17 protein-coding genes are annotated in these 21,239 nt (G+C 63.9%); 8 read left to right on the forward strand and 9 right to left on the reverse strand.

Translation table 11 applies throughout. From position 1 onward, the window contains the following. Positions 1 to 2 precede the first annotated feature (2 nt). Positions 3 to 1,547, forward strand: coding sequence for an ABC transporter substrate-binding protein (locus AC1RWL_RS12935; protein WP_493094504.1), 1,545 nt, complete (start codon positions 3 to 5; stop codon positions 1,545 to 1,547). 131 nt (positions 1,548 to 1,678) lie between these two features. Continuing rightward, entirely contained in the window at positions 1,679 to 3,121 is a 1,443-nt protein-coding gene (locus tag AC1RWL_RS12940; protein ID WP_493094503.1) for a M20 family metallopeptidase, read from the forward strand. 102 nt (positions 3,122 to 3,223) lie between these two features. On the opposite strand, the gene AC1RWL_RS12945 is transcribed toward AC1RWL_RS12940, so the two are convergent. Then, complete coding sequence (locus AC1RWL_RS12945) at positions 3,224 to 3,439, reverse strand: hypothetical protein (RefSeq protein ID WP_493094502.1); 216 nt, start codon at positions 3,437 to 3,439, stop codon at positions 3,224 to 3,226. A gap of 75 nt (positions 3,440 to 3,514) precedes the next feature. Continuing rightward, positions 3,515 to 5,620 (reverse strand): ATP-dependent DNA helicase RecG, encoded by a 2,106-nt coding sequence (recG, locus tag AC1RWL_RS12950; protein WP_493094501.1) that lies wholly within the window; start codon positions 5,618 to 5,620, stop codon positions 3,515 to 3,517. A gap of 108 nt (positions 5,621 to 5,728) precedes the next feature. Between recG and AC1RWL_RS12955 the strand changes: the two genes are divergently transcribed. Both AC1RWL_RS12955 and mfd read left to right on the forward strand, forming a co-directional pair. Next, positions 5,729 to 6,037, forward strand: a complete 309-nt coding sequence (locus AC1RWL_RS12955) for an FAD assembly factor SdhE (RefSeq protein WP_256115936.1) — start codon at positions 5,729 to 5,731, stop codon at positions 6,035 to 6,037. Continuing rightward, complete coding sequence (mfd, locus tag AC1RWL_RS12960) at positions 6,034 to 9,537, forward strand: transcription-repair coupling factor (RefSeq protein ID WP_493094500.1); 3,504 nt, start codon at positions 6,034 to 6,036, stop codon at positions 9,535 to 9,537. The genes AC1RWL_RS12955 and mfd overlap by 4 nt, the downstream gene beginning before the upstream one ends. A gap of 3 nt (positions 9,538 to 9,540) precedes the next feature. On the opposite strand, the gene AC1RWL_RS12965 is transcribed toward mfd, so the two are convergent. Together AC1RWL_RS12965 and AC1RWL_RS12970 are read right to left on the reverse strand one after the other, a co-directional pair. After that, positions 9,541 to 10,212 (reverse strand): DsbA family oxidoreductase, encoded by a 672-nt coding sequence (locus AC1RWL_RS12965; protein WP_435268486.1) that lies wholly within the window; start codon positions 10,210 to 10,212, stop codon positions 9,541 to 9,543. A 155-nt stretch (positions 10,213 to 10,367) separates the two neighbouring features. Next, a complete protein-coding gene (locus AC1RWL_RS12970; RefSeq protein ID WP_493094940.1) occupies positions 10,368 to 12,164 on the reverse strand; it encodes an extracellular solute-binding protein in 1,797 nt (598 codons plus the stop codon). Between the two features lie 303 nt (positions 12,165 to 12,467). Between AC1RWL_RS12970 and AC1RWL_RS12975 the strand changes: the two genes are divergently transcribed. Next, the gene (locus tag AC1RWL_RS12975) at positions 12,468 to 13,094 is read left to right on the forward strand and encodes an invasion associated locus B family protein (RefSeq protein ID WP_256115933.1); all 627 of its coding nucleotides are present in this window, start codon (positions 12,468 to 12,470) and stop codon (positions 13,092 to 13,094) included. A 76-nt stretch (positions 13,095 to 13,170) separates the two neighbouring features. On the opposite strand, the gene hspQ is transcribed toward AC1RWL_RS12975, so the two are convergent. Continuing rightward, the gene (gene hspQ / locus AC1RWL_RS12980; RefSeq protein ID WP_256115932.1) at positions 13,171 to 13,503 is read right to left on the reverse strand and encodes a heat shock protein HspQ; all 333 of its coding nucleotides are present in this window, start codon (positions 13,501 to 13,503) and stop codon (positions 13,171 to 13,173) included. A gap of 155 nt (positions 13,504 to 13,658) precedes the next feature. On the opposite strand from hspQ, the gene AC1RWL_RS12985 reads away from it, so the two are divergent. Both AC1RWL_RS12985 and AC1RWL_RS12990 read left to right on the forward strand, forming a co-directional pair. Continuing rightward, positions 13,659 to 14,855 (forward strand): hypothetical protein, encoded by a 1,197-nt coding sequence (locus tag AC1RWL_RS12985; protein ID WP_493094499.1) that lies wholly within the window; start codon positions 13,659 to 13,661, stop codon positions 14,853 to 14,855. 45 nt (positions 14,856 to 14,900) lie between these two features. Next, the gene (locus tag AC1RWL_RS12990; protein ID WP_435268484.1) at positions 14,901 to 15,935 is read left to right on the forward strand and encodes a TAXI family TRAP transporter solute-binding subunit; all 1,035 of its coding nucleotides are present in this window, start codon (positions 14,901 to 14,903) and stop codon (positions 15,933 to 15,935) included. 95 nt (positions 15,936 to 16,030) lie between these two features. On the opposite strand, the gene glnA is transcribed toward AC1RWL_RS12990, so the two are convergent. Both glnA and AC1RWL_RS13000 read right to left on the reverse strand, forming a co-directional pair. Continuing rightward, the gene (gene glnA, locus AC1RWL_RS12995; protein ID WP_256115929.1) at positions 16,031 to 17,440 is read right to left on the reverse strand and encodes a type I glutamate--ammonia ligase; all 1,410 of its coding nucleotides are present in this window, start codon (positions 17,438 to 17,440) and stop codon (positions 16,031 to 16,033) included. A gap of 60 nt (positions 17,441 to 17,500) precedes the next feature. Next, entirely contained in the window at positions 17,501 to 17,839 is a 339-nt protein-coding gene (locus AC1RWL_RS13000) for a P-II family nitrogen regulator (protein WP_003515720.1), read from the reverse strand. A 363-nt stretch (positions 17,840 to 18,202) separates the two neighbouring features. On the opposite strand from AC1RWL_RS13000, the gene AC1RWL_RS13005 reads away from it, so the two are divergent. Then, entirely contained in the window at positions 18,203 to 19,690 is a 1,488-nt protein-coding gene (locus tag AC1RWL_RS13005) for an NAD(P)H-hydrate dehydratase (RefSeq protein WP_493094498.1), read from the forward strand. A gap of 83 nt (positions 19,691 to 19,773) precedes the next feature. Here the strand turns inward: AC1RWL_RS13005 and AC1RWL_RS13010 are convergent, their stop codons facing one another. Both AC1RWL_RS13010 and AC1RWL_RS13015 read right to left on the reverse strand, forming a co-directional pair. Next, positions 19,774 to 20,577 (reverse strand): DUF72 domain-containing protein, encoded by an 804-nt coding sequence (locus AC1RWL_RS13010; RefSeq protein WP_493094497.1) that lies wholly within the window; start codon positions 20,575 to 20,577, stop codon positions 19,774 to 19,776. A gap of 37 nt (positions 20,578 to 20,614) precedes the next feature. Beyond that, positions 20,615 to 21,238: a glutathione S-transferase family protein gene (locus AC1RWL_RS13015; protein WP_493094496.1), complete on the reverse strand. Its 624-nt coding sequence runs from the start codon at positions 21,236 to 21,238 to the stop codon at positions 20,615 to 20,617. Position 21,239: the final 1 nt, after the last annotated feature.

Below are 21,239 nucleotides of genomic sequence, written 5' to 3' on the forward strand. Positions count from 1 at the left end.
CAATGAAAACGCTTCTTCTGGCAGGCACCGCCCTGCTTGCCTTGGCCCATGCCGCCGCCGCGCGCGACATCACCGTCGCGCAGAGCTCCGACCTGCGCAGCAACAATCCCGGCGTCAACCGCGACGGCAACACCGACGGCGTGATCCTGCACATCGTCGAGGGACTTGTCGGGTACAACAACAGCGGCGAAGTCAAGCCGCTGCTCGCCAAGAGCTTCGAGACCTCGGCCGACGGCCTCACCTATACGTTCAAGCTGCGCACCGACGTCAAGTTCCACAATGGCAAGCCGTTGACGGCGGACGATGTCGTGTGGAACTGGACGCGCTACCTCAAGCCGGAAACGAAATGGACCTGCCTGTCGGATTTCGCCGAAGGGGGTGCCGCCGCCGTCACCGGCGTCAAGGCGGTGGATGCGTCGACGGTCGCGATCACGCTCGCCAAACCCTCGGCCGTTTTCCTCGGCCTGATGTCGCGCCCTGAATGCGGCTATACCGGCATGATCTCGCCCGATTCGCTTGCCGCCGACGGCAGCTTCGACAAGCCGATCGGCACCGGCCCGTTCCAGTGGGACGAGTGGAAGAAGGGCGAATACATCCACCTCGCCAAGTTCGCGGATTACGTGTCGCCGGAGAATGATGGAAAGCCGGATGGCATGGTCGGCTCCAAGCGGCCGCTCGCCGACGGCATCAAGTTCATGGTCATCCCGGACGCCTCGACGGTGAAGGCGGGCCTTCAGTCGGGCGTGCTCGACACGGCTGAAATTTCGCCGGACCTCATTCCGGAATTCAAGTCCAGCGACAAGACGCAGCTCATCGTCTCGCGCAACAACGGCAAGAACCTGTTCTACATCCAGACCCGCGACAAGGTGCTGAGCAAGCCCGGCGTGCGCCGCGCCATGGCGATGGCGCTCGATCTCGACGAACTCGTCGCGGCCGCCTCCAACGGCACCGGCGAGGCGAACGGTTCGATGGTCTCGCAGGACTCCGTCTATTTCGACGAGACCCAGAAGAAGCGTCTGCCCTACGACCTCGAAGCCGCCAAGAAGGAACTGGCGGATGCGGGCTATAATGGCGAGCCGATCTCGATCATCGCCAACAAGCGCGGCAACGTGCCGAGCTTCCCGGTCGCCGTCATGGCGCAGGCGATGATGCAGCAGATCGGTCTCAACGTGGAGATCGAGGTGCTCGACTATGCGACGCAGGTCGACCGCCGCCGTTCCGGCAATTACCAGGTGATCTCGCAGTCGGTCGCGCCGCGCCTCGACCCGGCGCTGATGTACGCCTTCTATGTCGGTGACAAGGACAAGAACGCCTCGCTGATGTGGGACGATCCCAAGGCCGTCGAGCTGATGAAGGCCGCCTATGTCGAAGCCGATTCTGCCAAGCGCCAGAAGATCTTCGACGAGTTTCATGAACTGATGCTCAAGGAAATGCCCGGCATCTTCCTCTATGACATGGTCGACGTCTGGGGCGCCACGAAGAAGCTGAAGGGCCAGCCGGTCTGGCAGTCGAACACGCGCCTCTGGGAAGTGTCCGTCGAGGACTGAGGACCAACGCCGCGCCGGCAGCGGACCCCGGCGCGGCTTTTCCATCATCGATCAACATCGACCCCGGCGACACGACGCCGGCAGGATTTCTGTGCCCTTCGAGGGCCTGCAAGCATAAACGAGGACATGCCATGGACAGCGACGCCCTGACGAAGATTGCCGCGGCAATCGACAGCATGAGGCCGGATTTCGCGGCGTTGAGCGACAGCATCTGGGATCATGCCGAGCTGAAATTCGAGGAGCGGCGCTCTTCGGCTCTGCTGGCGAAGGCACTCGAAGACAACGGCTTTGCCGTGCGGCGCGGCGTGGCGGGCATGGACACGGCGTTCATCGGGGAGTTCGGCAGCGGCAAGCCCGTCATCGCGTTTCTCGGCGAGTTCGATGCGCTGGCCGGGATGAGCCAGGCTGCGGGCCTCGCCGAGCCGCGGCCGCTTGCCTCGGGCGGCACGGGCCATGGCTGCGGCCACAATCTGCTTGGCGTGGGTTCGCTCATGGCGGCCATTGCGCTCGCGCGGCACCTGAAGGACGGCGGCCTGCCGGGCACGGTGCGCTACTATGGCTGCCCCGGCGAGGAGGGCGGTTCCGGCAAGACCTTCATGGTGCGGGCAGGGCTGTTTGCGGATGTCGATGCGGCGTTGACCTGGCATCCCGCACCCTTCAACGGCGTTCGCTCGACCAACAATCTCGCCGTGCTCGAATATTACTATCGTTTCAAGGGCATCGCCGCCCATGCCGCAAACGCCGCGCATCTCGGCCGCTCCGCGCTCGATGCCGTCGAGTTGATGAATGTCGGCGTCAATTTCCTGCGCGAACACATGCCGCAGGATTGCCGCGTGCACTATGCCATCACCGATACCGGCGGGCGGGCGGCGAATGTCGTGCAGGCACAGGCGGAGGTGCTGTATCTCATCCGCGCGCCGGAAATGCGCCAGGCGCTCGACCTTGCGGCGCGGGTCGGGAAGGTGGCGCAGGGGGCTGCCATGATGACGGAAACCCGGGTGGAGACCGTCTTCGATACGGCATCCACCAATCTCCTGCCCAACATCACGCTGGAAACCGCCATGCACGAGAACATGGTGGCGCTCGGCCCGATCGCGTTCGACGAAGCCGACCTTTCCTTCGCGCGCTCGATCCAGCAGACTTTCACGGACGAGGCGATCCGGAGCAGCCTTCGCCTCTACCAGATCAAGGGCGACGTCTTTTCCAATGCGAAGATCGATGGTTCGACACCGCTGCATCTCGGCCTACGGGAATTCGAAGGCCAGTCGCATTTCCGCGCCGGCTCGACCGATGTCGGCGACGTCAGCTGGGTGACGCCGACAGCCCAGTGCTGGACGCCCGCCTGGGCGATCGGCACCAACCCGCATACCTGGCAGGTGGTCGCGCAGGGCAAGAGCCCGGCCGCCCACAAGGCGATGGCGCATGCCGCCAAGGTGATCGCCACGACCGGATTTTCATTGATGACGTCGCCGCAATTGCTGGCTGCCGCCAAGGCGGAATGGGCGGAAAAGACGGACGGCCAACCCTATGTCTGCCCCATCCCGCCGGAGGTGATACCAGGGGCCGGCCATTAGGCAACGGGAATGCCAAGGCGAGCTGGTTGACGCGCAGCCTCGCCTTGGCACTGGTCGAATTCTCCTGACCGGCGCGATCATGCGCACAGGTCATGGACGACCTTATTTCGCGGCGGTCGCGTCTTTCTGGTCTTCCAGAATCAGCGCATCGGCTTCTGCCGGCAGGCGGGATTGTTTTTCGATGGTGTTGACGCTTGCCGTCGTGATCGTCCTGTCGACGTCCGCTTCGGCCGAGCCCTTGGTGTGATAGGCGCAATCCGCAAAGGCGGCGGATGCCGAAAGGCCAAACGCTGCTGCGACTACGAGAACTGTCTTCATGGCATTTCTCCTTCTTCGCTGGTGCACGGCCAGTATGCCTTCACGGCCGGTCTCGGCGAAATCACGATTTTGTGGTCACCCTGCGCGCAGGAACCGGATCGCCTCGTCGCGACGGTAGAGATAGAGCAGCGTGCGTATTGCTTCGCCGCGTTCGCCCGTCAGCTCCGGATCGCGCTCCAGCATGTAGGCGGCGTCCTTGCGGGCGATCTCCAGGAGGTCGCCATGCGCTTCGAGGCTCGCCACCAGGAAACCCGGCGTGCCGGATTGCCGGGTGCCCAGGAGCTCGCCTTCGCCGCGCAGCTTCAAATCCTCCTCGGCAATGCGAAAACCGTCCTCCGTCTCGCGCAGGATGGACAGTCGCGCGCGGCCGTTTTCGCTGAGCGGACCCTTGTAGAGCAGGATGCAGCTCGACGCTTCCTCGCCGCGCCCGACGCGCCCGCGCAGCTGGTGAAGCTGGGCGAGGCCGAATCGTTCGGCATGCTCGATCACCATGATGGATGCATCCGGCACGTCCACGCCGACCTCCACCACCGTCGTCGCGACAAGCAGCCGCGTTTCGCCACTCTTGAAGGCGAGCATGGCGGCATCCTTGTCCGGCCCGCTCATCCGCCCGTGCACCAGCCCTGCCGCCGGGCCGAAGACGCTGGCGAGCGTCGCGTGCCGCTCCTCGACGGACATCAGGTCGCTTTCCTCCGATTCCTCTACCAGCGGGCAGATCCAATAGGCCTTCTTGCCCTCGGCAAGGGCGGCGCGCAGGCGCTCGACGATTTCGCCAACGCGCTCCTGCGCCACCACGACGGTCTGGATTGGCTTGCGGCCTGCCGGCTTTTCCGTAAGCTTCGAGACGTCCATGTCGCCGAAGGCGGCCAGCACCAGCGTGCGCGGGATCGGCGTTGCCGTCATCACCAGCATATGCGGCGAGATACCCTTCGCCGTCAGCCGCAGGCGCTGATGCACGCCGAACCGGTGCTGCTCGTCGACGACGGCGAGCACGAGGTCCTTGTAGGCGACATTGTCCTGGAACAGCGCATGGGTGCCGATGACGATCTGCGTTTCGCCGGAGGCTATACGGTCGAGAATGGCTTCGCGCTCGCGTCCCTTCGTGCGGCCGGTCAGGACATCGATGGTGACGCCCGCCGGTGCTGCCATGCGCGACAGCGTGGCAAAATGCTGCCGGGCGAGGATTTCCGTCGGTGCCATTAGCACCGCCTGTCCGCCGGATTCGACCGCAGCCAGCATGGCCATAAGCGCCACCGCCGTCTTGCCCGCGCCGACATCGCCTTGCAGCAGTCGCAGCATGCGCTGTTCGGCGGTCATGTCCTTGAGCACTTCGGCGATCGCCGCCTGCTGGCTGTTGGTCAGCGAAAAGGGCAGGGCGTCGATGACCGGGCGGCTGAGCTTTCCGGTCGCAACGACCGGCCGGCCGGCGACCTTGCGCAAGCGCTGGCGCACCAGGGCCAGCGAAATCTGGCCCGCCAGGAACTCGTCATAGGCGAGCCGGCGGCGGGCCGGGGCCTGCGGGTCGAGGTCCGTCTCGTCGCGCGGGTCGTGCAGGCGGTGGAAGGCATCGAAGGCGGAGGGGAAATCCTGCCGCTGCAACAGCGTCGCCTCGATCCATTCCGGCAGGTGGGGCACCCGCGCGATCGCCGCCTCGACGACCTTGCGCAGCACGCGCGACGTGAGCCCGGCGGTCAGCCCATGCACCGGCTCCACCAGCGGCAGATTGTCCGCCTCGCCGAGCCGGACCATGTAGTCTGGATGCACCATCGAGGCACGGCCGTTGAACCAGTCGACCTTGCCGCTGACGACGACGGTCTCGTCCACCGGCAGCGCCTTCTCCAGCCAGTTGCCCTTGACCCGGAAGAAGGTCAGGGCCAGTTCCCCGGTCTCATCATGCAGGAACACGCGGTAGGGCTGGTTCGATTTGCCGGGCGGCGGCGGCTGGTGGCGGTCGACCCGGCCGGTGATCGTGACGATGACGCCCGGCTGCGCATGGGCGATGCCCGGCTGGTTGCGCCGGTCGACGATCGAGTGCGGAAAGTGGAAGACCAGGTCGATGACCCGGCAATCCTCTATGCTTTCGTGGTTCAGCAGGCGCGCGAACAGGTCCCCGAGCTTCGGGCCGATGCCGGGAAGCGAGGAGAGGGGTGCGAAGAGCGGATCGAGCAGGGCGGGGCGCATGACCGGCAAAATCGCCGGAGAAGGACGCTTTGGCAAGGCTGACAAGTGGCTTTTGCCGGTCTATAGAAGCGCCGGATGGTTGAGGTTGTTGGAAAAGGCAGGACGATCATGACGGGAACGACACGCTCGAGCGCCGAGATCGACCCGCGCCGCAAGCGCATCCTGTTCCGCTGCTGGCATCGCGGCATCCGCGAGATGGACCTGGTGCTCGGCAGCTTCGCCGATGCGGAGATCGAGACCCTCGACGAGGCTGAGCTCGACGAGCTGGAGCGCATCATGGCCGAGGAGGACAACGACCTCGTAAAGTGGGTGACCGGCGAAAAGCCGGTGCCGGACGCCTTTCGCGACGGCCTCTTCCCGCGCATCGCCGCCTATCGCCCCGATTTTTCGCCGCTCTTTAAAGACGACCGCGCATGATCCCCGGTTTTTCCCCAGAACGCATCGCGGCGGCCGGCCGTCCGCTGACGATCGGCGCCGTGCCGTCGGGCATCGAGCCGCTGATTCTCGCCGATCTCGCCCGCAAGACCGGCCCCATCGCCTTCGTGCTGTCGGATGGCCAGCGCATTCCCGATCTCGAACAGATGCTCGGCTTCGTCGCGCCCGATATTCCTGTGCTGACGCTGCCCGGCTGGGACTGTCTGCCCTATGACCGCGTCTCGCCGAGCGCCGAAGTGTCAGCGCGAAGACTGTCCGCGCTGTCGGCGCTGATCGCCCACCAGAAGAAGCCGCATCCGGCGATCGTGCTCGTCACCGTCAACGCCATGCTGCAGAAGACGGCGCCGCGCGACGTCATCGAGAGCCTCGCCTTTTCGGCCAAGCCCGGCAACCAGATCCGCATGGACGACGTCGCCGCCCGGCTGGAGCGCAACGGCTTCGAGCGGGTCGCGACGGTGCGCGAGGTCGGCGAATATGCCGTGCGCGGCGGCATTCTCGACGTCTTCGTGCCCGGCAGCGGCGAGCCGCTGCGCCTCGATTTCTTCGGCGATACGCTGGAGAGCATCCGCTCCTTCGACCCGGCCAGCCAGCGCACGACCGGCCAGGCGCGCAGCCTCAGCCTCAACCCGATGAGCGAGGTGACGCTGACGCCGGAGACGATCTCGCATTTTCGCAAGCATTATCTCGCGGCCTTCGGCGCTGCGACGCGCGACGACGCGCTCTACCAGGCGGTCTCCGAAGGCCGGCGTTATCCCGGCATGGAGCACTGGCTGGCGCTGTTCTACGACGGGCTGGAAACGGCCTTCGACTACCTGCAGGGGTTTCGCATCGTCACGGACCATACGGTGCGGGAATCGGCCATCGAGCGCGCGCGCCTGGTGCGGGATTATTACGATGCCCGCATGGCATCCGCGACGCCCGGCAAGGGGCAGGTGGCGCAGGCGACGCCCTACAAGCCGGTGCCGCCGGGCCAGCTCTATCTCGATGGCGAGCGCTTCGCGCAGGAACTAGATGCGCGCAACGCCATCCGCCTGTCGCCCTTCAACGAACATGAGGGCGAGGCGCGTCACGTCGAGAGCATCGCGGCACGGCCGGGCATGCGCTGGGCGCGGCCATCGGGCAGCGAGGATGCCGAGGGTGCCCGCGTCAACGTCTTCGACCAGGCGACGAAACACATTGCCGACAAGCGGGCGTCCGGCGCGAAGGTGCTGGTGACGGGCTGGTCGGAAGGTTCGCTCGACCGCCTGTTGCAGGTGCTTTCCGAACACGGGCTCGGCAATGTCGTGCCGGTCGAGAAATTTGCCGATCTCGGCAAGCTGAAGCCGGGCGAGGCAGGGTCTGCCGTTCTCAGCCTCGAAAGCGGCTTCGAGACCGGCGACATCGTCGTCATCGGCGAGCAGGACATTCTGGGCGACCGCATGGTGCGGCGCTCGAAGCGGCGCAAGCGCGGCGCGGATTTCATCACCGAGGTCGCCGGTCTCGATGAAGGCTCGATCGTCGTGCACGCCGAACACGGCATCGGCCGTTTCGTCGGCCTGCGCACCATCGAGGCGGCCGGCGCGCCGCATGCCTGCCTCGAACTCGTCTATGCGGACGAGGCAAAGCTCTTTCTGCCGGTCGAAAACATCGACCTGCTCTCGCGCTATGGCGGCGAGGGCAGCGATGCGATGCTCGACAAGCTCGGCGGCGTTGCCTGGCAGGCGCGCAAGGCCAAGCTGAAAAAACGCCTGCTCGACATGGCGAACGGCCTCATCCAGATCGCCGCCGCGCGCCTCGTGCGCCATGCGCCGGTGCTGGCGGCGCCCGAGGGCGTCTACGACGAATTCGCCGCCCGCTTCCCCTATGACGAGACCGACGACCAGGCGTCCGCCATCGACGCCGTGCGCGAGGATCTCGGCGCCGGCCGGCCGATGGACCGCCTCGTCTGCGGCGACGTCGGCTTCGGCAAGACGGAGGTGGCGTTGCGCGCCGCCTTCATCGCGGCGATGAACGGCGTGCAGGTCGCGGTCGTCGTGCCGACCACGCTGCTGTCCCGCCAGCACTTCAAGACGTTTTCGGACCGTTTCCGCGGCCTGCCGATCCGCGTGCAGCAGGCCTCCCGCCTCGTCGGCTCGAAGGAGCTGGCGCTGACGAAGAAGGAACTGACCGAGGGCAAGACGGATATCGTCGTCGGCACTCATGCGCTGCTTGGCTCGTCGATCAAATTCGCCAATCTCGGTTTGCTGATCATCGACGAGGAGCAGCATTTCGGCGTGAAGCACAAGGAGCGGTTGAAGGAGCTGAAGAGCGACGTGCATGTACTGACGCTTTCGGCGACGCCAATCCCGCGCACCTTGCAGCTCGCCATGACGGGCGTGCGCGAACTCTCGCTTATCACCACGCCGCCGGTCGACCGCATGGCCGTGCGCACCTTCATCTCGCCCTTCGATCCCTTGGTCATCCGCGAGACCCTGATGCGCGAGCACTATCGCGGTGGCCAGAGTTTCTACGTCTGCCCGCGGCTCAGCGACCTTTCGGAAATCCATGATTTCCTGCGCCAAGACGTGCCAGAGCTGAAGGTCGCCGTCGCACATGGCCAGATGCCGGCCACCGAACTCGAAGACATCATGAACGCCTTCTACGAGGGCCGCTACGACGTGCTGCTCTCGACGACGATCGTTGAATCCGGCCTCGACGTGCCGACGGCGAACACGATGATCATCCATCGCGCCGACATGTTCGGCCTCGCCCAGCTCTACCAGTTGCGCGGCCGTGTCGGCCGGTCGAAGGTGCGCGCCTTCGCGCTTCTGACGCTGCCGGTCAACCGCACGCTGACCGGCATGGCGGAACGCCGCCTCAAGGTGCTGCAATCGCTCGACACGCTCGGCGCGGGCTTCCAGCTTGCGAGCCACGACCTCGATATCCGTGGCGCCGGCAACCTGCTCGGCGAGGAACAGTCCGGCCATATCAAGGAAGTCGGCTTCGAGCTCTACCAGCAGATGCTGGAAGAGGCCGTCGCCGAAATCAAGGGTGACGAGGAAGTGGCAGACAGCGGCTGGTCGCCGCAGATCTCCGTCGGCACGCCGGTCATGATCCCGGACGATTACGTGCCGGACCTGCATCTGCGCCTAGGCCTCTATCGTCGCCTCGGCGAGATCAACGAACTCGGCGATATCGACGCCTTCGGCGCGGAACTGATCGACCGTTTCGGTCCCCTCCCGATCGAGGTGCAGCATCTGCTGAAGATCGTCTACATCAAGTCGCTCTGCCGCACGGCGAATGTCGAGAAGCTCGATGCCGGCCCGAAGGGTGTCGTGGTGCAGTTCCGCAACAAGCAGTTCCCGAACCCGGCAGCCCTGGTCGGCTACATCGCGAAGCAGGGCACGCTCGCGAAGATCCGGCCGGACCACAGCGTCTTCCTCGCGCGCGACTATCCCACGCCGGAAAAGCGCCTGACGGGCGCCGCGCAGGTGATGACGCAGCTTGCCGGCTTGGCAAAGTAAGGCTTACGCCGCGCCGTTGCGCTCCTGCGCCTTCATCGTCGCGATCTCGCGGAAGGCGTTCACCAGCACGTCGGGAGACTGGGCGCCCATCACGGCATATTTGTTGTCGATGATGAAGCAGGGCACGCCGGTGACACCCATGTCGCGGGCCATGCCGATCTCTTCCTTGACGGAATCGACGTCGGCGCCGGCGGAAAATAGGGCGGTCACCACCGCGCGGTCCATGCCGGAGGCCTCAGCGATATCGAGCAGCACCGCGCGGTCGCCGACATTGCGGCCTTCCTCGAAATAGGCCTTGAAGAGCGCGATCGCCGCGCGCTCCTGCACGAGCGGACCTTCGATCATCGCCCAGCGCAGCAGGCGATGGGCATCGAGCGTGTTCGGGCTGATTTTCACCGCGGGGAAATCGAAGTCGATGCCGGCGGCATGGCCGAGGTCCGTCAGCATCTGATGCGCGCGGTCGACGGCGTCGATCCCGCCGAGCTTTTCGGCGAGGTGCTTCTTGTGGTCGACGCCTTCGGGCGGCAGGTCCGGATTGAGTTGGTAGGGACGGAACGTCACGGCGACGGCAAGCTCGTCCTTGACGTTCTCGATCGCCTGTTCGAGCCGCTTCTTGCCGAGGTAGCACCAGGGGCAGACGACGTCAGAGACGACGTCGATCGTGATCGCTTCCATCCGGGTTTCCTTTCGAGACGCCGGAAGCTTCCGGCTGCGACGCAATCCTTTCAAGGCACTGCGTCGTCACTTCAACGTTACCGCCGAGATAAGCTTACCGGCCACGGCTTTCAACTGCTTACCTCAAGGTAACCCCAATTCTGGGGATACCCTCTTTATTGCGCCCTCTCGTCCCACCATGCGGGAAGCTGGAAGCCCCAGAGCGGCGTCATCTGCGGCCGCCCGATGTGCTTGTTGCGGGCGATCCATTGCTCGCTGAGGTGATAGAGCGGAACGATATAGTTGCCGGAAAGCAGCATCCTGTCCTGCAGCCGCACGGCCGAGCGGAAATCCTCCGCCGAGCGGGCGGAAAGGATTGCGGTCATGACACGGTCGAGGTCGGGGTCAGCGACACCGGCGAAATTCTCGCTGCCCTCGCGATCGCGCGCATCCGTTCCCCAACGCCGCACCTGTTCGAGACCGGGCGACAAGGACGACAGGAACGCCTTCATGATCACATCGTAGTCGAAGGTCTGGCTGCGGCTCTGATACTGCGAATCGTCGACGGTCCGGAGGCTGACACGCACGCCAAGAGCCGCAAGGAAGCGCTGGTAGGCGAGCGCGAGCTTCTCCTGGTCGGCGTTCTGCGTCATGATTTCAAAGGCGAGCGGCTCGCCGGACGCGCCGACCATGCGGCCGTTCTGGATCGAATAACCCGCCTTCTTGAAATGGTCCATCGCCTGGCGGAGCACCGCGCGGTCGCGGCCCGAGCCGTCGGTTACCGGCAGGCGGTAGGTTCCGGCGAGCACGGCAGGATCGATTCGGCTCGCAGCCTCGCCGATGATCTCGCGCTCGCGCGCATCGATCGGCACATTGAGCGACGACAGCTCGGAGTTTTGCCAGAAACTTTCCGTGCGCGTGTAGGCGTTTTCAAACAGGGTGCGGTTGACCCATTCGAAATCGAAGGCGAGCGAGAGCGCCTTGCGCAGTTCCGCATTCTGGAAGACGGGCCTGCGTGTGTTGAAGACGAAGCCGAACATGACCGGCGGAAGCTTCGATTTCACGGCGTCCTTGATGACCGTGCCGGACTGCACGGCGGGAAAATCGTAGCCGCGTGCCCACTTCGTCGGGTTGCCTTCCTGATAGACGTCGATCACGCCTTTCTTGAAGGCCTCGAACAGCGAATTGTCCTGCAGGAAATATTCGACGGAGATCTCGTCGTAATTGTCGAAGCCGACCTTCGAGGGGATGTCCTTGCCCCAGTAGTTCGGGTCGCGCTCGTAGACGATGCGTTCGCCGGGTTTGACAGCCTTTACCTTGTAGGGACCGGAGCCGAGCGGCAGAGCGAGCGACGACCGGTCGAAGGTCTCCACGTCGATCGCGTGTTTCGGCAGGATCGGCGAGAAGGCGATCAGCAGGGGCGCCTCGCGGTCACCCTTGTCGTTGAAGGTGAAGCGGACGCTATGCTCGCCGGTTTTTTCCAGCTTTTCTACCGTGTTCAGGCGGATGCTGAAGGGCGCGCGGCCCTTGTCGCGCATGAGCTCGAAGGTAAAGATCACGTCCTCGGGCGTGACCGGCTGACCATCCGCCCAGCGCGCCTTCGGATTGATGTGGAATTCGATGAAGCTCCGGTCGTCGTCCCATTCCACGCTTTCGGCGAGCAGGCCGTACATGGTGAAGGCCTCGTCACGCGAGCGCACCATCAGCGATTCGTAGACGAGATTGCCGAATTCCGGATCCCACATGCCGCGCGCCGTCGTGCGCATGCTCTTGAGAATGAACGGGTTCAGGCTATCGAAGGTGCCGACCACGCCATAGGCGATGCGGCCACCCTTCTTCACGTCCGGATTGACATAACTGAAATGTTTGTAGTCCGGGGGAAGGGCAGGGTCGCCGTGCATGGCGATGCCGTGCAGGGGGGCGGCGTGGCCGAGGGGCGCGGTGAGGCCGAGCAGCGAGGCCGCAAGGGCCATCAGGAGTGGTCGCAAGGGTGTCTCCTCGTTGCGATACGGATGATTCTCGCCCATTATACTCCTGCAAATGGGGACGGCAGCGTGGCGGGTGCTGTAAATCGAAAGCAGGCAGGATTTTCGCAAGAAAAGCTGGATATCCGGCGCCGCCCATTGTAACAGGGTTCCCCGAAGCGGGTCATGCAAATGCCTCAATTCGCCGACAGGAGAGCGCACGGCTGACCAAATCGCCCGAGAGTGACCCACGACGGGTCCAGGAGGGGCTTTTTCGCTCCGGCACCGGATTTTCAGGAGACCGAAATCGTTATGATCTTCACATCGCACCTCATCAAGCGGACCGTGCTTTCCGCCTTCGCTGCTTCCGTTGCCGTGGCGGCTGTGCCGTCCGCATCGCTTGCGCAGCAGCAGGCCCTGCCGCCGAAGGGCTGGTTCAAGGTCTGCACCAAGCAGGAAGACAACGACGTCTGCATCGTACAGAACCTGCTGACGGCCAATAGCGGTCAGCTCATCACGGCCGTCGGCCTCATCACGGTCGCCGGCAAGACGAACCGCAAGATCATGCAGGTCTCCGTGCCGAGCGCGCGCCTGGTGATCCCGGGCGTCCAGATGCAGATCGACGGCGGCAAGGGCCTCAAGCTCGACTACGCCATCTGCATGCCCGACAAGTGCGTCGCCGAAGTGCCGCTGACGGACCAGATGATCGCTAGCCTCAAGAAGGGCGGCGAACTGGTCCTGACCTCGGTCAACTTCCAGCGCGCGCCGAACCCGATCAAGATCTCGCTCGAAGGCTTCACCGGCGTGTTCGACGGCGAGCCGATCGAACAGTCGCAGCTCGAAGAGCGCCAGCGCCTGCTGCAGGAAGAAATGCAGAAGAAGGCCGAGGAAGCCCGCAAGAAGCTCGAAGACGCCCAGAAGGCTGCCAAGAGCCAGTAAGCGTTTCGCTTCATCAGATACGAAAAACCCGGCCATCGGCCGGGTTTTTTATTGCTTTCATGCTGGTGGCAAGCGGCTAGTGGAAGATACCGCTTTCCTCTTTCCAGCGATAATGCCCCTGTTCCACGTCCATAAGGGCGCGGACCTGCGGGTGGCGGATCGGCTTGCCGCTTTCGTCCGGCACAAGGTTCTGCTCGGAGACATAGGCGACGTATTCCGTATCCTCGTTTTCCGCGAACAGATGGTAGAAGGGCTGATCGCGCGACGGGCGTATTTCAGCCGGAATGGCGTTCCACCACTCTTCGGTGTTGGCGAATTCGGGGTCGACATCGAAGATCACGCCACGGAAAGGGAAGACCCGGTGGCGGACGATATCGCCGATGGCAAATTTTGCGTTACGCATCTTCATGGCGTACCTACCTTTCTCCCCATATTTGGGTAATTACGCCAAAACATCAATAGTTAGACCTCGTCATACGTCCTTCATGCAGAGGCTTGCGGCGCTTGCGCCTCCAGCCGTTTCAGCGTACCTCGAAAGTCAACGTCTCAGGCGGGTCGGATGGCATGAACAATCAATGGGGCAGGAGCAGTGGCGGAACGGCGGCAAGCGGCGGCGGCATAGGCGGCATCCTGTTTGCCTCGGTGGTGAGCCTGGCATTGGGGGCGGCCGGCGGTTACGGCGCGTTCCGGACGATGGACGGCGCCGTTCCCACGAACGAAATCGAACAGCGCGACCAGCGCATTAGCGACCTCGCCCGGGAACTCGACGCCCGCGTCGCCCAGGTCGAGGACAGCAGCCAGAAGGCGCAGGCGCTCACTGAGGAGAATGGCAGCCTCAAGCGCCAGATCGAGACCCTGCGCAAGAATTCCGGCACATCCGATGCCGCCGCGGCCCTGGCCGAAAACGTGCGGCTGAACCAGGAAGTGCCCGAACTCAAGAACCAGCTGGAACTGGCCTCGCAACTCGTCGCCGATGCCGAGGCGCTGAAGAAGCGGGCGGAGGAAACGGTCCGCGATCGCGACCGCCAGCTCTCGCTGCGCAGGGACGATATCGCCCGGCTGGAAAAAGCGCTGGCCGAGGCCCGCAGCCAGCAGAGCACGACACAAGGTGCCGAGGCGCAACGCCAGGAAGCCGAAGCGGCACTCCGCCGTGAGCTCGAAGAGGCCCAGCGCGCCAAGGACACGATCCAGACCACCGACCTGCCGGCGTTGCGCGACGAGGTTGCCCGGCTGGAGAAGGCGCTGGCCGAGGCTCGTAGCGAGCAAAACATGACGAAGAGCGCCGAGACAGAACGCCAGGAGGCCGAAGCGGCACTCCGCCGTGAACTCGAAGCGGCGCAGCGCGCCAAGGATGCGATCGAGACAACCGACCTGCCGGCGCTGCGCGACGAGATTGCCCGGAAGGACAAGGAGATCGCGGCGCTGAAGGCAGGCAACGCATCCCTGACGTCGCGGATCAGCGCGCTTGAGACTGCCGCGCGCTCGGTCACTGTTCCGGGCAAGCCGGATGACGGTGGCGAGAAGCCGGTGCTCGACAACAAGAAGCCGACGCAGGTGCGCAATCCGCGCAGCGCCGTGCTGGTCGCGCTGGCGATCGACAACACGCCCGGCCTCGACCGCCTGAGCAGCACCCAGCGCGAACAGCTCGAACAAACGCTGGTCTCCGGCGAGTGCGTGACAAAGGCGCTCGACAGCGCCCTGAAGCGCGTGCCGGTGCTGGCGCTGCGCAACCTGATGCGTGACCTCGACAGCGATTGCTAAATTCATGCGGCGGCTCGACCGCCGGATTTGGGAAGGAGATTTTCGATGAAGCGATCCGTTCTGGCGGCAGCGCTTGGCCTTGCACTTTTCGTGGGCGGGGCCTCGGCACAGGAATTCGAACGCAACATCATGACCGGCGGCGCGCAGGGCACCTATATCAAGGTCGGCCGCGACATTGCGGCCCTCGGCGCGGAATGCGGACTGAAGCTGAATGTCGTGGAAAGCGCCGGCTCGCTGGAAAATTTCGTGGGGGTACGCAACCGCCGCAACACGCAGTTCGGCATCGTGCAGAGCGACGTGCTCGAATACCTGAAGACCTTCGAAGCGAACGATCCGGAGGTGCAGAAGGCGGTAAAGGGCGTGCGCATCATGTTCCCGCTCTACAATGAAGAGATCCACGTGCTCGCCCGCAAGGACATCGGCAGCATGAAGGATCTTGCCGGCCGGAAGGTCGCCGTCGGCAAGAAGGATTCCGGCACCTTCCTCACCGCGACACTGATCATGGACATCCTGCAGGTGAAGGCCGGCCAGCGCATGGACATCAACCCGGAGGAGGCGTTGCCAAAGCTGCTTTCCGGCGAAATTGACGCCTTCTTCTACGTGGCGGGCGCGCCCGCATCGCTCTTCTCCGGCAACACGATCGACAAGGCGAAATTCCACCTCGTGCCGATCACCGAAGCGCCACTGCTGGCGACCTACACGCCCTCGCGCATCGATGCCGGCACCTATGCCTTTCAGGACCAGCCGGTCGACCTGATCGCGGTCAAGGCCGTGATGATGACCTACGACTACGACACCAAGCGCAACGCCTATCACCGCGACAGCTGCAAGACGGTGGCGGATTTTTCCAACCTCATCGTCTCCGGGCTCGACAAGCTGAAGACGACCGGCCATCCGAAATGGAAGACGGTGGACCTGACGGCGCTGCCGCCGGGCTGGCAGGTCGGCGTCTGCGTCAAGGCCGGCATGGCGCTGGACTACAAGCCCGCCTGCAAGGCGGGTGCCGCAACCTCCACAAGCGGCGGCGACGATAGCAACGAAGAATATCTCAACCTGCTCAAGCAGCGGCTCCAGCCGTAACTTTTCGACGATACGGCAACAAAAAAACCCGGCCAGTGGCCGGGTTTTTCATTTGAAAACCTCCCGTCCGAAGACGGGAGGAATTCTTGTGCCGATCAGGCGGAATAGTACATGTCGAACTCGACCGGGTGCGGCGTCATTTCGTAGCGCATGACTTCGACCATCTTCAGTTCGATGTAGGAATCGATCTGGTCGTCGTCGAACACGCCGCCAGCGGTCAGGAACTTGCGATCCTTGTCGAGGCTTTCCAGCGCTTCGCGCAGAGAGCCGCAGACCGTCGGGATCTTCTTAAGTTCCTTCGGCGGCAGGTCGTACAGATCCTTGTCCATGGCCTTGCCGGGATGGATCTTGTTCTTGATGCCGTCGAGGCCGGCCATCAGCATGGAAGCGAAGCCGAGATACGGGTTGCCCAGCGGATCGGGGAAGCGGATTTCGACGCGCTTGGACTTCGGACCGGTGCCGAACGGAATGCGGCACGAAGCCGAACGGTTGCGGGCCGAGTAGGCGAGCAGGACCGGCGCTTCATAGCCCGGGACGAGACGCTTGTAGGAGTTCGTCGTCGGGTTGGTGAAGGCGTTGATCGCCTTGGCATGCTTGATGATGCCGCCGATGAAGTAAAGGCAGGATTCCGACAGGCCGGCATATTCGTCGCCGGCGAACTGCGGCTTCGAGTCCTTCCAGATCGACAGGTGGACGTGCATGCCCGAGCCGTTGTCGCCGAAGATCGGCTTCGGCATGAAGGTTGCCGTCTTGCCATAGGCATTGGCGACCTGGTGCACGACGTACTTGTAGATCTGCACCTTGTCGGCGCTGCGAACCAGCGTGTCGAACTTGACGCCGAGCTCGTGCTGGGCGGCAGCCACTTCATGGTGCTGCTTTTCGACGGTGACGCCCATCTCGGTGAGCACCGTCAGCATTTCGGAACGCATGTCCTGGCAGGAATCGACCGGGGGAACCGGGAAATAGCCGCCCTTGACGCGCGGGCGGTGGCCGAGGTTGCCGGTCTCGTAGTCGGTGTCGTCGTTCGACGGCAGTTCGGACGAGTCGAGCTTGAAGCCCGTGTTGTACGGGTCGGCCTTGTACTTGACGTCGTCGAACACGAAGAATTCCGGTTCCGGGCCGGCATAGACGGTGTCGCCGATGCCCGAGGCCTTGAGGTAGGCTTCGGCCTTCTTGGCCGTGCCGCGCGGATCGCGGTTGTAGGATTCGCCCGAGACCGGGTCGAGGATGTCGCACATGATGACCATGGTGGACTGCGCGAAGAACGGGTCCATGTGAACCGTTGCCGTATCCGGCATCAGCACCATGTCGGACTCGTTGATCGCCTTCCAGCCGCCGATCGAGGAGCCGTCGAACATGACGCCATCGGCGAACATGTCTTCGTCGACGACGCCGACGTCCATCGTGACGTGATGCATCTTACCCTTGGGATCGGTAAAGCGCAGGTCGACAAACTTGACGTCGTTTTCCTTGATTTGCTTGAGGATATCATTGGCAGTCGTCATTTTTTATAGTCCCTGTGTGTGATGACGAGGTGGAAGCCTTGGCCGAACGGCAAGGCGGGATTAGATGGCGTCGACGCCGGTTTCACCGGTGCGGATGCGGATGACTTCTTCGACGTTGGAGACAAAGATCTTGCCATCGCCGATACGGCCGGTCTGGGCCGCATTGCGGATGGCCTCGATGACGGCCTCCGCGTTTTCGTCCGCCAGCACGACTTCGACCTTCACCTTGGGCAGAAAATCGACGACGTATTCGGCGCCACGGTAAAGTTCCGTGTGCCCCTTTTGGCGTCCAAAGCCTTTCGCCTCGGTGACGGTAATCCCCTGCAGGCCAACTTCCTGAAGGGCTTCCTTCACCTCATCGAGCTTGAAAGGCTTGATGATCGCTTCGATCTTTTTCATGAGAAAATGTCTCTCCGCTTCTCCCGTTTGCGCAGGATTGCGCCTGCTGACCACTTCAAATGCACGTAGCATGCCAACTTGATGCGGAATGTCTGCCAAATCGGATGAAATCCGTTTCTTTCGCAATCCCGCTCGTCATCACGCCGGGATGATGCGGCTTTCCGGGCAAAAGTTCTAGCGAATTCTGCCTAAAATTTGTCACTTTCTGTGCCGCTCAGCCCGCGTGAGGGGCATGCCTTGCCGTCTCGGGGCGCGAAGCTGCAAATTTGAGCATATCGAATATGCATATGATGAAAAAATAGGCTTTACACCGCATCGAGCGTGCCGCTTGTCTCGATCATGCCTTTGCGGGCATGGTGGGGCATGCACCAGGAAATCGACACGCTCATCATCACGCCCGCCGATATGGGCCATATCGACCAGGCCGCCGCTGCCTCGGGCCTTTCGAGCTACGGCCTGATGGAGCGGGCCGGCCAGGCCGTCGCCGCGACGGCGCTTCGCCGTTTTCCCGGCGCGTTGCGTTTCGCCGTGCTCTGCGGCCCCGGTAACAATGGTGGCGACGGCTATGTCGCGGCGCGCGCCTTGCAGGAAGCAGGCGCCTCTTTGGCGGTTCATGCGCTTGGAGACATTGGCGCCCTGAAAGGCGATGCTGCAACCGCCTTCGCGGCCTTCCACGGCCCGGTCGCGCCGCTCGCGAGTTACGCGCCCCGGCCTGGCGACGTGGTGATCGACGCGCTCTTCGGCGCCGGCCTGGCGCGCGATGTGCCGGACGAGGTCGCAAAAACCATCGAGGCGGTCCGCAGGGCCGTGCTTCCCGTGCTGGCGGTGGACCTGCCGTCCGGCGTCGATGGCCGGACGGGGCAAGTGAGGGGCGCGGCCTTCGAGGCCGCCGCCACCGTCACCTTCATGTGCCGCAAGCCCGGCCACCTTCTTCTGCCCGGCAAAACCCTGGCCGGTGCGCTGGAGGTCTTCGATATCGGCATCCCCACGCGCATCCTTACCCGGCATGCCGACCATATGCGCGTGAACACGCCCGCGATCTGGCGCCTCGCTCTGCCGGCGCAGACCGGCGCCACACATAAATATGTCCGTGGTCACCTGGCCGTCTTCTCCGGCCCGGCAACGGCGACAGGCGCCGCGCGCCTCTCCGCCATGGCCGGCCTCCGCGCCGGCGCGGGTCTGGTCACGGTGCTCTCGCCCCATGATGCGCTGCCAGCCAACGCCGCGCACCTGACGGCGGTGATGCTAAAGGCCATCGACAACGAGGCCGATCTCGCCGCATTGCTCGACGACGAGCGCCTGAAAACCTTCGTACTCGGCCCCGGCTTCGGCGATGCCGGGAAGATAAGAGCCTACGTAAAACTGCTTGCGGAACGGGATCGCCATCTCGTGCTGGACGCCGACGGCATCAGCGCCTTCCGCGACGATCCGGCCGTCCTCTTTTCCCTCTTCGCCGGCGGGCGGCCAAGGCTCGTGCTGACGCCGCATGACGGCGAGTTCGCCCGGCTTTTCCCGGACCTCGCGGCGGACAAGACCCTGTCGAAGATCGAGCGCGCCCAAAAGGCCGCAAGCCGCAGCAATGGCGCCGTCGTCCTCAAGGGCGCTGACACCGTGATCGCCGCACCCGACGGCCGCGCGCTCGTCAACGAAAACGCGCCGCCCTGGCTTGCGACCGCGGGTTCCGGCGACGTGCTCGCCGGCATGGTCGGTGCGCACCTGACCCAGGGCATGCCCGCCTTCGAAGCCGCCGCCAGCGCCGTCTGGCGCCATGGCGAGGCGGGCCGCATTGCTGGCGAGGGGCTTACGGCGGAGGATTTGCCCGACGCCATTCAACCTTGGCCGGTTGCTTGAGGGCTTTTGGTGCGGTCGAGAAGACTCGAACTTTCCGACCGGGACCGATTAAACCGCCGCCTACATGAAATTACGCAAAAACCTCAGCCGGTTAGCTTCTGAAGTTCACGCGCGCCGTTTGGTGCGTTCACCTTACCGGAGGTGATGAAGAAGGCGAAGACGTCGCGGGCTTTCTTGGCGGGCTTGGTGTCCGGGTCGATCTTCGGCAAGTCGCCCGGCTCGCCGCCGGCGGCCCAGTCCTTCAGCCTTGCCGCCCATTCGTCGAGCGCCTTCGGCGGATAGCAGGTCTTGATGTCGTCGGAGCCTTTTTGCAGGCGCGCATAAACGAAATCGGCCGTCACGTCGGCGATCTCCGGATAGTCCTCGTGCTGCGCATAGACGATCGCCGTCTTGTATTTGCGGGCAAGTGCGGCGAATTCCGGCACCAGGAACGTGTCGTTGCGCACTTCCAAGGCATGTTTGAGCGTAAGCCCGTCCAGCTTTTCCGGCAGGAGCTTCAAAAAGCCCTCGAAATCCTCCGGCTCGAATTTCTTCGTCGGCGGGAATTGCCAGAGGATCGGGCCGAGATGATCGCCGAGTTCGGTGAGCCCCTGGGTCAGGAATTTCTCGACCGACTCCCCGCCGTCGGCCAAAACCTTGCGGTTGGTCGTGAAGCGGCTGGCCTTCAGCGAGAAGATAAAACCGTCCGGCACTTCGGAGGCCCATTTGGCGAAGGTTTCCGGCTTTTGCGAGCCGTAATAGGTGCCGTTGACCTCGATCGCCCTCAGTTCACGGCTGGCGAATTCGAGCTGCCGCTTCTTCGTCAGCTTTTCCGGATAGAAGGTGCCCTCCCACGGATCGAAGGTCCAGCCGCCGATGCCGGTGCGAATGGTGCCGGATGTGCTCATGTCATGCTCTCCTCGACAGACAGGATGGCGGCGCGCCTCAAGCGGGCGCGATGAAGGCTTGCGAAATTTCCTGGAAAACCGGCAGGGCCTCCGTGCCGGCGCAATGGGCGGAAAGCGCCGGATAGGCCGACTGATCGATGAGGCCGGGATGGGCCTCGCTCACATGCCGCCAGGCACAGGCGACAGCGATGTCGGCATGGGTGATGCGGCCGAACCAGAAGTCGCCCGGGCGCGCCGCACGCTCAGCCTCCAGCGCGGCGAGCACGGTGGCGATCTGCGAGCGGCAGCGCTCGACGAAATAGGCGGACGGCGTTTCGTGCAGGTGCAGCTCGTAAAACAGGCTGACGCCCTTGTCGGCGAAACCGGTGGCGAGGGTCATGACCTTCAGCACCTGCCGCCGCTCCGGCCCCGCCTGTTGCAGCAGGCGTCTTTCCGGCGGCATGAGGCTGTCGAGATGGTCGAGGATGGAGTTGCTGTCGGCCACCACGTCGCCGTCGTCGAGCACCAGCGTCGGCACGCGCATCAGCGGGTTGAGCGCCTGCACCTTCTCGCCCTCGCTGAACACCGACCACGGCCGGTGCTCGAACGGCAGATCGTAGAGCCGCAGGGCGATGCCCACACGGCGTACATAGGACGAGTCGTACTGGCCGATCAGGATCATC

Source organism: Shinella sp. GW821-FHT10F02 (assembly GCF_058809275.1).

Excerpts from the sequence above, each read along its gene's own strand:
- AC1RWL_RS12935 (WP_493094504.1), top strand. The coding sequence starts at position 3 with ATGAAAACGCTTCTTCTGGCAGGCACCGCCCTGCTTGCCTTGGCCCAT.
- AC1RWL_RS12940 (WP_493094503.1), top strand. The coding sequence starts at position 1,679 with ATGGACAGCGACGCCCTGACGAAGATTGCCGCGGCAATCGACAGCATG.
- AC1RWL_RS12945 (WP_493094502.1), bottom strand. The coding sequence starts at position 3,439 with ATGAAGACAGTTCTCGTAGTCGCAGCAGCGTTTGGCCTTTCGGCATCC.
- recG (WP_493094501.1), bottom strand. The coding sequence starts at position 5,620 with ATGCGCCCCGCCCTGCTCGATCCGCTCTTCGCACCCCTCTCCTCGCTT.
- AC1RWL_RS12955 (WP_256115936.1), top strand. The coding sequence starts at position 5,729 with ATGACGGGAACGACACGCTCGAGCGCCGAGATCGACCCGCGCCGCAAG.
- mfd (WP_493094500.1), top strand. The coding sequence starts at position 6,034 with ATGATCCCCGGTTTTTCCCCAGAACGCATCGCGGCGGCCGGCCGTCCG.
- AC1RWL_RS12965 (WP_435268486.1), bottom strand. The coding sequence starts at position 10,212 with ATGGAAGCGATCACGATCGACGTCGTCTCTGACGTCGTCTGCCCCTGG.
- AC1RWL_RS12970 (WP_493094940.1), bottom strand. The coding sequence starts at position 12,164 with ATGGCCCTTGCGGCCTCGCTGCTCGGCCTCACCGCGCCCCTCGGCCAC.
- AC1RWL_RS12975 (WP_256115933.1), top strand. The coding sequence starts at position 12,468 with ATGATCTTCACATCGCACCTCATCAAGCGGACCGTGCTTTCCGCCTTC.
- hspQ (WP_256115932.1), bottom strand. The coding sequence starts at position 13,503 with ATGAAGATGCGTAACGCAAAATTTGCCATCGGCGATATCGTCCGCCAC.
- AC1RWL_RS12985 (WP_493094499.1), top strand. The coding sequence starts at position 13,659 with ATGAACAATCAATGGGGCAGGAGCAGTGGCGGAACGGCGGCAAGCGGC.
- AC1RWL_RS12990 (WP_435268484.1), top strand. The coding sequence starts at position 14,901 with ATGAAGCGATCCGTTCTGGCGGCAGCGCTTGGCCTTGCACTTTTCGTG.
- glnA (WP_256115929.1), bottom strand. The coding sequence starts at position 17,440 with ATGACGACTGCCAATGATATCCTCAAGCAAATCAAGGAAAACGACGTC.
- AC1RWL_RS13000 (WP_003515720.1), bottom strand. The coding sequence starts at position 17,839 with ATGAAAAAGATCGAAGCGATCATCAAGCCTTTCAAGCTCGATGAGGTG.
- AC1RWL_RS13005 (WP_493094498.1), top strand. The coding sequence starts at position 18,203 with ATGCACCAGGAAATCGACACGCTCATCATCACGCCCGCCGATATGGGC.
- AC1RWL_RS13010 (WP_493094497.1), bottom strand. The coding sequence starts at position 20,577 with ATGAGCACATCCGGCACCATTCGCACCGGCATCGGCGGCTGGACCTTC.
- AC1RWL_RS13015 (WP_493094496.1), bottom strand. The coding sequence starts at position 21,238 with ATGATCCTGATCGGCCAGTACGACTCGTCCTATGTACGCCGTGTGGGC.